This is a genomic window from Sphingopyxis sp., assembly GCF_019459305.1.
In the GTDB taxonomy this organism is placed as follows: domain Bacteria; phylum Pseudomonadota; class Alphaproteobacteria; order Sphingomonadales; family Sphingomonadaceae; genus Sphingopyxis.
Map to the genome: position 1 here is coordinate 1 of NZ_JAIBES010000033.1, position 14352 is coordinate 14352.

Annotated in this window: 13 protein-coding genes and 2 tRNA genes; 7 read left to right on the forward strand and 8 right to left on the reverse strand. The window is 63.4% G+C overall.

From position 1 onward, the window contains the following. Positions 1–154 precede the first annotated feature (154 nt). The 4 genes from K0M74_RS03530 to K0M74_RS03545 are packed head-to-tail and all read right to left on the reverse strand — an operon-like array spanning position 155 to position 4522. On the reverse strand, positions 155–1405 hold the full coding sequence (locus K0M74_RS03530; RefSeq protein WP_293968057.1) for an acetyl-CoA C-acetyltransferase: 1251 nt from the start codon (positions 1403–1405) through the stop codon (positions 155–157). Positions 1406–1429: 24 nt separating this feature from the next. After that, positions 1430–2212 carry an SDR family NAD(P)-dependent oxidoreductase gene (locus tag K0M74_RS03535; RefSeq protein WP_293968060.1) on the reverse strand — a complete coding sequence of 261 codons (783 nt, stop codon included), beginning with the start codon at positions 2210–2212 and terminating at the stop codon, positions 1430–1432. 13 nt (positions 2213–2225) lie between these two features. Then, positions 2226–3431, reverse strand: coding sequence for an acyl-CoA dehydrogenase family protein (locus K0M74_RS03540; protein WP_293968063.1), 1206 nt, complete (start codon positions 3429–3431; stop codon positions 2226–2228). After that, positions 3428–4522: an acyl-CoA dehydrogenase family protein gene (locus K0M74_RS03545; RefSeq protein ID WP_293968066.1), complete on the reverse strand. Its 1095-nt coding sequence runs from the start codon at positions 4520–4522 to the stop codon at positions 3428–3430. The genes K0M74_RS03540 and K0M74_RS03545 overlap by 4 nt, the downstream gene beginning before the upstream one ends. A gap of 134 nt (positions 4523–4656) precedes the next feature. On the opposite strand from K0M74_RS03545, the gene K0M74_RS03550 reads away from it, so the two are divergent. Beyond that, positions 4657–5637 carry a nitronate monooxygenase family protein gene (locus K0M74_RS03550; protein WP_293968069.1) on the forward strand — a complete coding sequence of 327 codons (981 nt, stop codon included), beginning with the start codon at positions 4657–4659 and terminating at the stop codon, positions 5635–5637. 113 nt (positions 5638–5750) lie between these two features. After that, positions 5751–6842, forward strand: a complete 1092-nt coding sequence (locus K0M74_RS03555) for a flavin reductase (protein ID WP_293968074.1) — start codon at positions 5751–5753, stop codon at positions 6840–6842. A 327-nt stretch (positions 6843–7169) separates the two neighbouring features. Here the strand turns inward: K0M74_RS03555 and K0M74_RS03560 are convergent, their stop codons facing one another. Continuing rightward, positions 7170–8099, reverse strand: a complete 930-nt coding sequence (locus K0M74_RS03560; protein ID WP_293968077.1) for a HEPN domain-containing protein — start codon at positions 8097–8099, stop codon at positions 7170–7172. 756 nt (positions 8100–8855) lie between these two features. After that, a tRNA-Ser gene (locus K0M74_RS03565) sits at positions 8856–8946 on the reverse strand. Between the two features lie 73 nt (positions 8947–9019). Between K0M74_RS03565 and K0M74_RS03570 the strand changes: the two genes are divergently transcribed. Next, positions 9020–9931: a peptidylprolyl isomerase gene (locus tag K0M74_RS03570; protein WP_293968080.1), complete on the forward strand. Its 912-nt coding sequence runs from the start codon at positions 9020–9022 to the stop codon at positions 9929–9931. A gap of 102 nt (positions 9932–10033) precedes the next feature. After that, positions 10034–10348: a DUF1905 domain-containing protein gene (locus K0M74_RS03575; RefSeq protein WP_293968083.1), complete on the forward strand. Its 315-nt coding sequence runs from the start codon at positions 10034–10036 to the stop codon at positions 10346–10348. Here the strand turns inward: K0M74_RS03575 and K0M74_RS03580 are convergent. Next, positions 10338–10478, reverse strand: a complete 141-nt coding sequence (locus tag K0M74_RS03580; protein ID WP_169714587.1) for a hypothetical protein — start codon at positions 10476–10478, stop codon at positions 10338–10340. The genes K0M74_RS03575 and K0M74_RS03580 overlap by 11 nt on opposite strands. Before the next feature lie 106 nt (positions 10479–10584). On the opposite strand from K0M74_RS03580, the gene K0M74_RS03585 reads away from it, so the two are divergent. Beyond that, positions 10585–10659 (forward strand) — tRNA-Thr (locus K0M74_RS03585). A 110-nt stretch (positions 10660–10769) separates the two neighbouring features. Further along, on the forward strand, positions 10770–10937 hold the full coding sequence (locus K0M74_RS03590; protein WP_293968091.1) for a hypothetical protein: 168 nt from the start codon (positions 10770–10772) through the stop codon (positions 10935–10937). Positions 10938–10972: 35 nt separating this feature from the next. Here K0M74_RS03590 and K0M74_RS03595 read toward each other — a convergent pair whose 3' ends face one another. Then, positions 10973–11851, reverse strand: a complete 879-nt coding sequence (locus K0M74_RS03595) for a LysR substrate-binding domain-containing protein (RefSeq protein ID WP_293968094.1) — start codon at positions 11849–11851, stop codon at positions 10973–10975. Between the two features lie 153 nt (positions 11852–12004). Between K0M74_RS03595 and K0M74_RS03600 the strand changes: the two genes are divergently transcribed. After that, positions 12005–14332 (forward strand): CDC48 family AAA ATPase, encoded by a 2328-nt coding sequence (locus tag K0M74_RS03600; RefSeq protein ID WP_293968097.1) that lies wholly within the window; start codon positions 12005–12007, stop codon positions 14330–14332. Positions 14333–14352 lie beyond the last annotated feature (20 nt).

Here is a 14352-nt window from a genome sequence, read left to right on the forward strand (position 1 = left end):
ACCCCCTTGGGCTTGTTTTAGCCCTTTGGCCGGACCCGGCCCCCCCGGGCCCGGGGGGGCGCTTGTTCCGCGCCCGACGGCAAGACGATGTTCGTGAACCTGTATAGTCCGGCCAAGACGCTCGCGATCCGCGGTCCGTTCTGAATGGCGTCGATCAGATCCGCTCGATAATGATCGCGGGCGCCATGCCGCCTGCGGCGCACATGGTGACGAGGCCGTAGCGACCGCCCGAGCGTTCGAGTTCGTCGAGCGCGGTGCCGATCAGGATCGATCCGGTGGCGCCGATCGGATGACCAAGCGCCATCGCGCCGCCGTTGATGTTGACCTTCTCACGGTCGAGATCGAGGTCGCGGATGAATTTTTCGGCGACAACGGCAAAGGCTTCGTTGATTTCCCAGACGTCGATGTCGTCCTTGGTCAGGCCGGCCTTTTCGAGCACTTTTTTCGCCGCCGGGACCGGGGCGTTGAGCATCAGCGTCGGATCGTCGCCGATATTGGCATAGGCGACGACGCGCGCACGCGGCTTCAGGCCATGCTTGTCGGCATATTCTTTGGACGCGAGCAGGATCGCCGCAGCACCATCGACGACGCCCGAGCTGTTCCCGGCATGGTGGAAATGCTGGATCTCGACATCGGGATAGCGGCGATTGACCTGCTTGCGGAAGGTGAAGCCGCCGCCAAGGTCGAAGTCGGCGAGGCCGGTGAAGGCGGGCTTGAGCGACGCCAGTCCTTCGGCGGTGGTTTCGGGGCGGGGAAACTCCTCATGGTCGAGCGCCACGCTGCCATCGGGATTGAGTACCGGCACGACCGATTTCGCGAAACGGCCTTCCTTGATCGCGCGGTCGGCGCGCTGCTGGCTGACCAACGCCAGCGCGTCGAGCGCCTCGCGGCTGATCCCCTCGATCGTTGCGATGGCGTCGCCGCATACGCCCTGATGCGACTGCGGATGGAGTTCGTCGAGCGCTTCATGCCCCGATCCCATCAGCCGCGGCGGCAGCCCGGCGTTCGCCTGTTCGGCGGCGAAAGCGGTGGTGTAGCTCATCATCTCGGTGCCGCCGGCGATGACGCAATCTTCCATGCCGCTCATCACGCTGGCCGCGGCGAGATTGACCGAAGTGATGCCGCCGCCGCAGAAGCGGTCGAGCGTCGTCCCCGATGCCTTGGTGTCATAACCTGCCGACAGCGCCGCCATCCGGCCAAGATCGCCGCCCTGCTTGCCGTTCTGGCTCGACGTCGACCAGATGATGTCGTCGACGGTCGCGGTGTCGAGGTTGTTGCGATCCTTGATCGCCTTCAGCACCGTGGCGGCAAGATGCTGCGGGTGGAGGTGCGACAAGGCGCCCTTGCCGGGTTTGCCGACCCCGCGCGGGGTGCGGACGGCGTCGATGATATAGGCTTCGGCCATGAGATAGTCCTTTCGGGAAGTGTTTTAACGAGGGGCCATGCGGATCGCGCCGTCGAGGCGGACGGCCTGGCCATTGAAATAGGTGTTGCGGATCATTTCCATCGCGAGGCTGGCATATTCCTCCGCCTTGCCGAGCCGCTTGGGGAAGGGGACCGAGGCTTCGAGACTCTCTTTCACCTTCGGATTCATGTTGTTCAGCAGCGGCGTGCCGAACACGCCGGGCATGATCGCGTTGACGCGGATACCAAGGTCCATCAGGTCGCGCGCCATCGGCAACACCAGCCCGTTCACCCCCGCCTTGGCCGAGCCATAGATGACCTGTCCGATCTGGCCGTCCTGCGCGGCAACCGACGCGGTGAGGATGATCGCGCCGCGTTCGCCGTCGTCCAGTTCGGGTAGCGTCGCCATGCCCTCGGCTGCCACGGATGCGACGCGGTAGCTGGCGGTCAGAATACCTTCGACGCCATAGGCGAAATCCGCGGTCGGGGTACGGCGGTACCCGCCGGTTTCCTTGTCATAAGCGAGCGTCTTGCCGCGCCGTGACGTCATCGCGCAATGGACGCAAATCCGTTCCTGGCCATGCGCCGCGCGTGCCTTGGCATAGCCGTCGAGGACCGATTGTTCATCCGTGATATCGACCTTGCAGAACAGGCCGCCGATCGATGCCGCGACCTCTTCGCCCAGCGCTTCGTTGATGTCGAAAATCGCGACCTTGACGCCAGCGGCCGCCAGCGCTTCGGCGGTGGCACGGCCAAGGCCCGATGCGCCGCCTGTGACAACCGCCGCGGTGGTAGAATCGAACTTCATGCGCTGCGCCTCCTCAGGCCGGAATCTGGTTGAAGGGGATGCCCTTGTCGGGGCGATGATCCTGCGGCAGGCCGAGCACCTTTTCGGCGATCGTGTTGAGCAAGGTCTCGTCCGACCCGCCGGCGATGCGGCCGGTCGGGGCGTTGATCCAGCTCGACGCCCAATCCTCCTTTTGCGAGGCATGCTCGTCAAAGGCGAAACCGTCGGTGCCCTGCAAATCGATCGCGAGTTCGGACAGCTTCTGGCGCGAGCGGACCGCGACCAGCTTGTTGAGTGATCCTTCAGCGCCCGGGATCATCCCGGCCTGCATCATCAGCCGCGCGCGGACGTTGATCGAATCCAGCCCCGACCGCATCGCGTGGTTGCGCGCGATCTGGTGGCGAATGCGACCATCCTCGATCGCGGGTTTGCCGTTGAGCAGCGTGTCTTTGGCCAGATCGACAAACAGGTCGAGGTGCGGACCAAAGCCCGCGCTGTCGGTCGCGACATAGCGTTCGATCATCAAGGTCGTAATCGCGACCGCAAAGCCGCCGCCGACAGGGGACATGCGGTGATCGTCGCTGATCTTCACATCGTCGAAGAAGACTTCGTTCACGTGGCTGTCGCCGCCCGCAAGCTTGATCGGGCGCACGGTGACCCCCGGCGCCTTCATGTCGACCCAGAAATAGGTCAGGCCCTTGTGCTTGGGGACGGTCGGGTCGGTGCGCACGACGATGACGCCATAATCGCTGTAATGCGCCCAGCTGGTCCAAACTTTTTGCCCGTTGATCTTCCACCCATTGCCGTCGGGCTCGGCCTTGGTGCGCAGGCCCGCGAGATCCGAGCCACCCGAGGGTTCGGAGAAAAGCTGGCACCAGATTTCTTCGCCTTGCAGCGCTTTCAGCACCCGTTCCTTGACGAAGTCGCGGTCGCTGCCGAACTGCATCAGCACCGGCACCGGCATGCCGAGCGAGATGCCGAAATAGAAATTGGGAAAGCCGTGCTTCATCTCTTCAGCGTCGAAAGTGACCTTTTCGAGATGCCCCAAGCCCTGGCCGCCATATTCGGTTGGCCAGTTGATCCCGGCAAAGCCCGCGTCGAACTTCGCCTTTTGATAGCGGCGCCCGAGCGCGAGATCGTCTGCTTCCGCCAGTCCCTTGCGCGCCTCACGCCCATAGGTCGGCGCCATTGATTGAAGCCACGCCGCCGCCTTGGCGCGATAGGTTTCCAGATCGGTCATGCCGCTTCTCCTGCCAGCCGGTCGACGAGGACATCTTCCCAGAACAGGCTGCTGCCCTGCTCGATCGCGAGGCTGCGCGCGCGCCGCATATGGAGGTGGAGCCCGAGATCCCAGGTCACGCCGATGCCGCCGTGGATCTGCACACAATCGCGCGCCGCGGTGTCATAGGCCTCGGTCGCCGACAGGCGTGCCGCAGCGGCGGCGGTGATGAAGTCGGCTGCGCCCTCGCGCGAGGCGGCGTGGATGCAGTTGGCCCGCGCGAGTTCGACCAGCCCGTAAAGCTCGGCAATGCGGTGCTTCACCGACTGAAAGGCGCCGATCGGCTGGCCAAAGGCGCGGCGGGTCAGCGCGTAATCGCGCGCGATTTCCATCAGCACCTCGGCGCCGCCGGTCTGTTCGTGCGCGGTGACGACAGCCTGGAGGGCGAGAATGTGGAGCGCCGCATCACGGGCGGCGCTTCCGACCGCCAGCGTTTCGGCTTTCGCGCCGGCAAAGCTCAGATTGGCGACGCAGCGACTGTTGTCGAAGCTGGGCACCGCGATGCGCTCGGCGCCGCTCAGATCGACCAGCGCCAGCACCGGCATGCCGGAACCATTGGCCAGCACGATCGCGACATCGGCCGCCAATCCGCCGGAGACGCCGCGGGCGATGCCGCTCAGTTGGTCGTCGGTGTATGTTACATCGGGCTGGGCCGGTAGCGCGTCGGGACCAGCGGCAAAGGCAATCGCACCAATGCTTTCACCCCATGCGAGCTTGGGCAACCAGTGCGCCTTTTGCGCATCCGACCCGTAAAGCTCGATCGCCTTTGCAGCGCCAAAACCCGACGTTAGAAACGGGGCGCCGCTGAGCGATCGGCCCGCCTGATGCGCGATCAGCCCGAGTTCGATCAGGCCGAGGCCCAAGCCATCATGCGCTTCGGGAAGCGCCAGCGCGGTCCAGCCCTGTTCCTTTGCCGTGTCCCAAAACGGGCGATGATAATCGCCGACCGATTCGAGCAGCGGCAGCAAGGCATCCTTGCTGATTCGGGCTTCGAGCACCCGCCGCGATTCGGTTGCGATCGCCTGTTGGCCTTCGTCATAGAGGATCGTCATCGCCGCATCTCTCCCGCTCCCATATATCTTGTCTTGCCAATGAACCGGACGTTGACGTAAACGTCAAGTCAATTCCGGCGCGGCGGCGACGTAGCGTCATTTTGTTGCGACCGACATTGGGGAAGGGACTGACGATGGCTTTCAAGACACGCATCACCGAAATGCTGGGGATCGAACATCCGATCGTGCAGGGCGGGATGCAGAGCGTCGGCTATGCCGAACTGGCGAGCGCGGTATCGAACGCGGGCGGGCTCGGCATCATCACCGCGCTGACCCAGCCTAGCCCCGCGGCGCTCAGCGCCGAGATCGAGCGCTGCCTCGCAATGACCGACAAGCCGTTCGGGGTGAACATGACCGTTTTCCCGACGATCAACGCCCCCGATTACAAGGCTTATGCGCAGGCGATCATCGACGGCGGGATCAAGATCGTCGAAACCGCGGGAACGCCTGCGGTGCGCGAGATCTGGGAAATGCTCAAGCCGCACGGCATCGCGATCCTGCACAAATGCACCGCGGTGCGCCACGCCTTGTCGGCGGAACGCGCCGGCTGCGACATCATCTCGATCGACGGCTTCGAATGCGCGGGACATCCGGGCGAGGACGATATCCCGGGCTTGATCCTGATCCCTGCCGCCGCCGACAAGGTGAAGATCCCGATGCTCGCCTCGGGCGGGTTCGGCGACGGCCGCGGGCTTGTCGCCGCGCTTGCGCTGGGTGCCGAGGGCATCAACATGGGCACGCGTTTCTGCGCGACGGTCGAGGCGCCGATCCACGACAATGTGAAGCAGGCCTATGTCGATAATGACGAGCGCGGATCCTATCTGATCTTCCGCAGCCTCAAGAACACCGCGCGTGTCGGCAAGAGCGCGGTCAGCGAAGAGGTGGTGCGCCGTCTGGCACAACCCGATGCGACATTTGCCGATGTGGCTGAACTGGTGAACGGTAAAGCCGGGCGCGAGTTGCTCGAAACCGGCGATCTGTCGAAGGGCGTGTTCTGGGCCGGGATGGTGCAAGGGCTGATCCACGACATTCCGACCTGTCAGCAACTGATCGACCGGATTATTGCCGAGGCGGATGCGATCGTCGATCAGCGGCTGGCATCGTTGCGGCGGTAAGCCGCGGCGATGTGCTGGCGCGGCGCGCGTGCTTTCGATATGATCCGATTCTTCGCAATTTGATCAGTTCGTTGCCCACGGCGTTCTCGCCCGCCGGTGCGCCAGGGGGAAGTTTGAGCGTCATCGAATATAAGGGTTTCGGCGGCGTCCCGCTGTCCGCCGACGTGCTGGGCGACGACAATGACCCCGCCGTGCTGCTGATCCCCGACATCGGGCAGTCGCGTGGCGCTTGGCGTGCGGTAGCCGAGGGACTTGTGTTGTCGGGGCGCCGGGTTGTCAGTCTCGACCTCCGTGTCGATGACGGACCAGACCAACTGGCAGCCCATGTCGAGGATTTGCGCCTCGTCCTTGCGCAAATGGGGTCGCGTCCCGTCGTTGTCGCCGCACGGCGAGGCGGGTGGATCGCGACGCGCGCGCTGGCGGCCGATGGCGTGTTGCTCGCGGGCGGGTTGGTGCTCGTCGATATGCCCGACGACACCGACGCTGTGGCGATCGGAATCGCGGCGCGGCAGGCAGTGCCGACGCTGGTGGTGCGCGGCGGCTTTGCCGCAGCGCAGAGAAACGCCGCAGGTGATGCGTTCGACGCCGCGCTACCGATCGGTGAAAGCGTGGACATCGACGAGGCCGATCTGGCGATCGAAGCCGACCGGACCGAAGCTTTGCTGGGTCAGTTGCTCGAATTTCTCGAACGCCGCCAGCCGCGCGAGGCGACCGAGTTTCAGGCAGGATCGGACCCGCGGACGCTGCGCGACGCGATGGGCTGCTTTGCGACCGGCGTCACCATTGTCACCGCGCTTGACGCGGCGGGAGTGCCGGTGGGGCTGACTGCGAACAGTTTTACCTCGGTATCGCTCGACCCGCCGCTGCTCCTGGTGTGCATCGCCAATTCGGCAGGGACCGCACCCGCGCTGCGCGAGGCGGGGCATTTCGGGGTCAATGTGTTGCAAATCGGGCAGCAACCCGCATCGAACCGCTTTGCCACGCGCGGCGAGGACCGCTTCTCCAATCTGCTGTGGGCGCCGGGGCAGACCGGGGTGCCGCTGCTCGGCAGTTCGCTGGTGTCGTTCGAATGCCAACGCGAATCACTCCACGAGGCGGGTGATCATTTCATCCTGGTCGGCCGCGTCGTGCGTGCGCAGTTCGAACCGCACCGCGACCCGCTGCTCTATTTTCGCGGCAAATATCGTCGGCTGCATTTCGCTTAAGGGCGTGTGGCCATCGATGCTTGCCGGTCCTTCGGGATATCCTGAAAGACCGGCTACAAATTTATCAACTGCTACAAGGAGGTCGGGCTCGATGCTCTGACCGACCGCTCGCGGCGGTCTTTGCGTCATGCCAACTAGCTGCCCGAAACAGATCGAGCGGACAACGCCGCCCTTTCGACATCGGTCGCCACTACGCTCACTAGGTCATCAGGTCGCTTCACTGTCATTACATTCCTCCCGACCATAGCCTTTGCAGGGTTCGTAAACGAATACCCGACGCGCGAAAGCGGCCCGTAGCGGCGGGCTTTTTGTATGGCTTTGGGCAAATTAGGGGCGAAGCGAGGCCTTCGCATCGAGTTCGGCGATCCGGTCGGAGCAAATCGCGTGAACGGCGCGGCCTAGTTCTTCGACGCAGCCCCCAAGCCATTGAAGCTCATCCTCGGTGATGCGATAGTGCTTTGAATAGCGCGCCTTCACATAAGCCTCTTTCAGCTTTTCAAACCGCGCCCGATCCTCGCGGCGCTCGCGCGGCCAAGCATCGACCAGCCGCATGTCAATCCGCTCAGCCTGCGTGCGCAGGAAGGCAAGGTTGTGAACGTGAGGCGTGTAGAAGGTGCAGACGAGCAGAACGCAATGATACATCCGCTCCGCTGATTGGTGCAAATCAAACACCGCCTTTTTCAACTTCCCTCGCGCTTGCGCATCGGTGTAGCCGTCAAAAAAGTCAGAAGCGCTAGGCATCCATTCGTCAAAATATTCTCGCGCCATCGCCAACGCCTGCTCAGGCGTCTTCGGCTTGGGCGTGTGAAGGGGCTTATCGTTATATTCGTAGAGCGCGATCCCGTCGCGCGCGCCGTCCATGAAGAAATAACGCCCGTGCGCGAGGCCGTCGTTCACCTCTTGCAACGTGTGAACGATGAAGTTGACCGGTGTCTTGAGCGTCTTGTCAATCGCCAGTTCGCGGATGAGCCGGTCGTCCAGCTTTAGCCAGAAATCGACCTTCTCGGTAAGCCGCTTGTCATTGACGATGATGAGAAGGTCGAAGTCTGACTGATAGCCCTTGGCGGTGTGTGGTTCGTCGACCCAGCCGCCGCGCCCGTAGCTGCCGTAGAGGATGATCTTGTCGATCCGGCCCTTCTTCTTCCAGCCCATCGTGCCAAGCGCGATCGCATCCTCAAACTCTTCGAAGACGATTGCCTTAACACGCTCGAGTTCGCGCTGCTTGTTGGCCGGAAGATGATCGAGGTCGGTTTTCATCGCTGGCGGCACCCTGTCGGCGCGGCGGCCGATTGGCAAGATCGAAGCGGCTTCATCGCCGCCAGAATTGCCACCGCCTGCGGTTCTATCGACGGACTGAGCGATGACCCGGAGCCTTCGAATCATCGCCTGTTTGACCTCGGCCACGCTGACGCCATGGGGTCGTGTCCAATTTAATGGTGTAGGTTCGCCGGTGCAGCCTTAGCGATCTCCGGCCAATCCGGGATGATCATGCTGCCATAGCGGGCAACGTGATGATGGCATTATCGCTTAATCCCGAGACGCTCTTCAGGGTCATGTAGCGGCATTGTCCTGCGACGCGCTTCTCGACCGCTGGATCCTGAGCGGCGCGCAACGTCGCCCTGGCCGCGTCGCGCCGCGCGCGCACCGAACAGACCGACGGCGGGGTAGGAGCCCAGCGCCAGCGGTCTTCTGCGCGGGCTTGCCCTTGGCGTTGCCGCCATAGGTGTAATTCCTCCGCCAGTGCTTTCCGTTGGCGGGCGCGACGATCAAATAAAGCTGAACAGCGTCGCCGAGCTTGTACGCCGACTCTCGGGGCTTCGCCGCCTTGATTTCCGCATCGTTCAGCCCGGGTCAACGCCATACCATGGATTGCTGATCCGATACCATGAGTTATCCCATGGCATGCTGTGAACGCTGGTGAACGCCCCCGAACCGGCCGAATATCCGATATGTCCTAAAACCGAGATAAAACAAGGCTGTGTGAACCATTACGGACGCTGGCGGAAGGCCAGTTGGCGGAGCGGGTGGGATTCGAACCCACGATAGGCTTTTGACCTATACTCACTTTCCAGGCGAGCGCCTTCGACCACTCGGCCACCGCTCCGCATGCTTGGAACGCGCGCCCTAATCGCTGGGCGGGGCTTTCGCAAGTCGGTTGAGCATGGCAGACAGGCAGCATGAAACATCTGCTTCTGGCCGTAGCTGCCGCTTCGCTCGCCCTTCCGGTTACCGCGCAGGAACCTGCGCCGATCCCGTCGCCCGGCGAGATCACAGCTGCCGCGCCGGCGAGCGACTGGATTGCGATTGCCGCGGCGGACCTGTTGGTGATGGACTTGGCGCCCGATGCTAAGGGCAAGGCGCGCCGCGTGGTGATCCAGCTTATGCCCACACCGTTCAGCCAAGGGTGGATCGGCAATATTCGCAAGCTTGCCTCCGTGCATTGGTGGGACGGGACGAGCATTAACCGGGTGCAGGACAATTATGTCGTGCAATGGGGCGACGCGACCGAGAAGAAGGCGTTGCCGGAGGGTTTGGTGACGGTACCGGAGAGCGCGTATCTCTCGGAGCGTAAGCGTGGCGCAACGACTTGGTTGCCGTCTGCTAATGGCTCATACGCTCCTCATCATGGCGTTCTGGCGGGTTGGCCGGTCGCTTGGAATGCCGACGCGGTTTGGCCCGTGCATTGCTATGGCATGGTTGGTGTCGGCCGCAACATGTCGCCCGACACCGGCAGCGGCGCTGAACTCTACACGGTGATTGGCCACGCTCCCCGTCATCTGGACCAGAATATCGCTCTCGTTGGCCGCGTGGTCACCGGCATCGAGCATCTGTCGAGCTTACCGCGCGGGACCGGCGCGCTGGGCTTCTATGAGGATGAAAAGGAGCGGGTGCCGATTACGTCGGTCCGGATCGCTACCGAACTGGCTGTAAGCGACCAACCACGCTTCGAATATCTGTCGACCGAAAGCGACAGCTTTGCGCGCTACGCCGATGCGCGTGCCAATCGCCGCGATCCGTTTTTCATCAAGCCTGCTGGCGGTGCTGACATCTGCAATATTCCAGTGCCGGTGCGCGCGGTCGAAAAATGATGGTTCTCAGCCGTTCGCATCGAGCGAGGTCGAGGAGCCTTGGCGTCGTGCCCTTAGGCTGGGTGTCTCAACTTCACTCGACACGAACGGACTAAGCGAGAGGTGGAAAGCTTTACCGTCACCACCCCGCTCTGGCGCTGGCAGTCCGCGACTGCCCCGGCGGCGTGGTTTTTCGTCACCATTGCGGGCGACGTCGCCGACGGCATCCGGATCGCGGCGATCAGCGGCCAGTGGCTCGATGGACGCAAGGCGTTCGGATCGGCGCGGGTCGATGTGACGATCGGCAAGACAAGCTGGCAGACATCGGTGTTCCCGCACAAGCAAAGCGGCGGCTGGCTGCTGCCGGTCAAGGCCGCGGTGCGCAAGGCCGAGGCATTGGTCGAGGGTGACGAAGTGGCGGTGACCGTCAGTCTTTAACCGGGGTTTCGGCCTTGGCATCGCGCGACTGCGCCTTGCGCTTGCGCAGATTGTCGCGCAGCGCCTCCGCCAGACGGCGTTCGCGTTCGATGTCGGCGGGGGAGGGCGGCTTGCTCACAATAGCGGCCATGCCCGCGAAATTGCCCCATCGTCAAGTCTCGCGCCTTGACAGGCGCGGGGCGCCCCGCCATAGGCCGCGCCTGCCCAGCGAACAGGCGTTTGCGGGCGTTTCGGTTGCTGCTGTAGCTCAGTGGTAGAGCGCGTCATTGGTAATGACGAGGTCGGGAGTTCAATCCTCCCCAGCAGCACCATTTTCTCCACGCGGGACATTTTGTGGCAGGCGGTTGGGGAACCATCGCGCGCGGACGCCGTACATCGGGTCGGGGTGATATTTGCCCCCGACGGAGTCAATGACATAGAGATGAGATTATGGGTCGCCTACGGCCTGATCGCCCTGATGCTGGCGGCTGCGGTCGCCGGCGTCGCTTACATTCGGCACAATCGTCCCGATCGCAAATATCTTCGTCAGCGTGAACGCGAAGATCAAAAGAGCCGCGATCGCTTTGAGGCCAACAATATTCCGAAATAAGTTGGTCGGACGCGGCGGTTGAACTGCAAACGGTGCTAAATCTTCGCCGCCAGCAGCCAGTCGTGGAACAGCTTGACCGCCGGTTGGCGCAGTGCGCGCGGGCGGCAGACGAACCAGTAGCTGTACGGGCTGTCGACGTCGAAATCGAACAGACGCACCAGCCGCGGGTCGTGCGCGTCGTCGAAATGGTGGCCGTGCATGAAGGCGACACCGATTCCTTGCGCCGCGGCCTCGAGCATCAGCGGTCCCGAATCAAAATAATCGATCCCCGCCGGTTCGAGGTAAGGCATGCCGATCGCCTTTTTCCACTCGCTGAATGTCTCAGGCATCTCGCGGTGGAGGAGGACGGTCATGCGCTGCAATTGTTCGGGCACCACAAACGGCCGCTCCCCATCGGTCAGCGTCCTAGCGGCGATCGGGAACACCTTGTCCTGATCGAGCCGCGCGGCATAGAGCGCCGGGTCGATTGAGCGCGCCAGTGCGATCGCCGCGTCAATGCCGTCGCCTAGCCGCGCTTCGGCATGCGACATCGTGTCGATGTCGATGTGCAGTTCGGGATGCTCGCGGCGTAGTTCGGGCAGGCGCGGGAACAGCCGCTGCTGGGCGAAAAGCGGTAGCACATTGAGGTGCAGGCGCAGCGATGCGTCGGGACTGCCGACCTGGCCGATCACCGTCCGTAGTTCGTCGAGAATCGGCGCCAGCTGTCCTTGCAGCGCGCGCCCCGCCTCGGTCAGGCTGAGCCCGTGATGATGGCGGTTGAACAGCGGGCGTGCGACGGCATGTTCGAGCGTCTGGATCCGCCGCGACAGCGCCGGCATCGAGAGGCCGAGTTCGATCGCGGCCGCCTTTACGGTGCCATGGCGGGCGACCTCGAGAAAGGCCTCCATACTGCTGAGGGGAGGAAGGCGTGGCATATCCGGCACCGATGATGACATGAGCCCGCGCGACTTGCCACAATTTTGTGCAGTGCGGCAAAGGGTAGCGAGGGGCCAAGCGACGGGCGGGGGTCGCAAATCGGGAACGACAACCCTATCTTCGGCATAGCGATTTTTTGAAGGAGACGCGCCTTGGCCGATGCAGCGGTAAAAGAAAAACAGGTGAAACTGCAGGTGGCGAATTCGCGCGCCGAGGAAAGCGGCGGCGGGATTGCGCGCATTCCGCGTTCCACGATGGCCGAACTGGGCGTCACCGAAGGTGATATCATCCAGATCAGCGGCAAGCGGCAGACCGCGTCGCGCGTGGTGCTGCCCTATGCCGAGGATGAAGGGCTGGAGGTGATCCGTCTCGACGGCCTGCAGCGCGCCAATGCGGGCGCGGGCGCGGGAGACATGGTGATGCTGAGCCGGGTCGAGACGCGCCCGGCAACGCGCGTGGTGTTCGCCCCGGCGCAGGAAAATCTGCGGCTTCAGGGATCGGCGAACGCACTGAAACGCAGCTTCTTCGGGCGCCCTGTCGTCGCGGGCGATACGGTTGCGACCGCCGGGCAGCAGCGGCTGGAATCGGGCGACATGCCGCCGCAGCTGCGCCAGATGCTCAACGCGCCGGCATACGCGCTGGCCGAGGTGCGCCTGCTCGTCGTATCGGCGGCGCCCAAAGGCGTGGTGTTTATCGACGAGAATACCGAAATCGAACTTCTGCCCGAATATCAGGAGCCACACGACGCGCGCCGTACCGATGTCACCTATGACGATCTGGGAGGGCTGGGCGAAACGATCGATCAGCTGCGCGAGATGGTCGAACTGCCGCTACGCTATCCCGAACTGTTCCGGCGCCTCGGCGTCGATCCGCCGCGCGGGGTGCTGCTGCATGGGCCGCCGGGAACCGGTAAAACGCGTCTGGCGCGCGCGGTCGCGAATGAGAGCGAAGCGCAGTTTTTCCTGATCAATGGCCCCGAAATCATGGGTTCGGCCTATGGCGAATCCGAAAAGCGGCTGCGCGACATTTTCGAACAGGCCGCCAAGGCATCGCCATCGATCCTGTTCATCGACGAAATCGATTCGATCGCGCCCAAGCGCGGGCAGGTGACCGGCGAGGCCGAAAAACGTCTCGTCGCGCAGCTGCTGACGCTGATGGACGGGCTCGAGCCGCGCACCAATCTCGTCATCATCGCTGCCACCAACCGTCCCGATGCCATCGACGAAGCGCTGCGCCGTCCAGGCCGTTTCGACCGTGAAATCATTATCGGTGTTCCCGACGAAGGCGGACGCCGTGAGATCCTGGGCATCCATACCCGCGGCATGCCGCTGGCAGAAGATGTCGATCTTGCCGAACTGGCGCGCACGACTTTTGGCTTTGTCGGCGCCGACATGGCAGCTTTGACCCGCGAAGCGGCGATCGAGGCGGTGCGGCGGATCATGCCCAAGCTCGACCTGGCCGAAGGGACCATCCCCCCCGAAGTGCTGGAGGATTTGCGCGTCACCCGCGATGATTTCAGCAATGCGCTGAAACGCGTGCAGCCATCGGCAATGCGCGAAGTGATGGTGCAGGCGCCGACGACCCGGTGGAGCGACATCGGCGGGCTCGACGCGGCGCGTGAAAAGCTGATCGAAGGCATCGAACTGCCGCTGAAGCATCCCGAAGCGTTCCGGCGGCTCGGGATCCGTGCCGCCAAGGGCTTCCTGCTCTATGGACCGCCTGGCACCGGCAAGACCTTGCTCGCAAAGGCCGCCGCGCGCGAATCGGATGCCAATTTCATCTCGATCAAATCGTCGGACCTGCTGTCAAAATGGTATGGCGAGAGTGAGCAGCAGATTGCGCGGCTGTTCGCGCGCGCGCGCGCCGTGGCGCCGACGATCATCTTCATCGACGAACTCGACAGCCTGGTGCCTGCGCGCGGCAGCGGCACGTCGGGCGAGCCGCAGGTGACCGAACGCGTCGTCAACACGATCCTCGCCGAGATGGACGGGATCGAGGAAATGCAGTCGGTTGTCGTCATCGGCGCGACCAACCGCCCCAACCTGATCGACCCGGCGCTGCTGCGCCCGGGACGGCTCGACGAACTGATCTATGTGTCGGTGCCGGACAAGCAAGGGCGCCGCCGAATATTGGAAATCCAGACCGGCAAGATGCCGCTGGCCGACGACGTCGATCTGTCGGCGCTGGCGGAGAAATCCGACCGGTTTACCGGTGCCGATCTGGAAGACCTTAGCCGCCGCGCTGGTCTGGCGGCGCTCAAGCGGTCGATCAACAGCGACACGGTGACGATGGCTGATTTCGACGCGGCGCTGAAAGACACCCGCGCCTCGGTCACCGAAGCGATGGAAAAGGATTATGAAAAGATCCAGGGCGAGATCAAGCAGCAGGCGATGAGCGTCAATCCGATCGGCTTTTTCGCGCCCGGCATGCTCAAACCGGTGCGCGAGCAGAAGCACGGCGACGACGTAGTGAAGGATTAAGCGGTGGGGGGGGGCCCCCC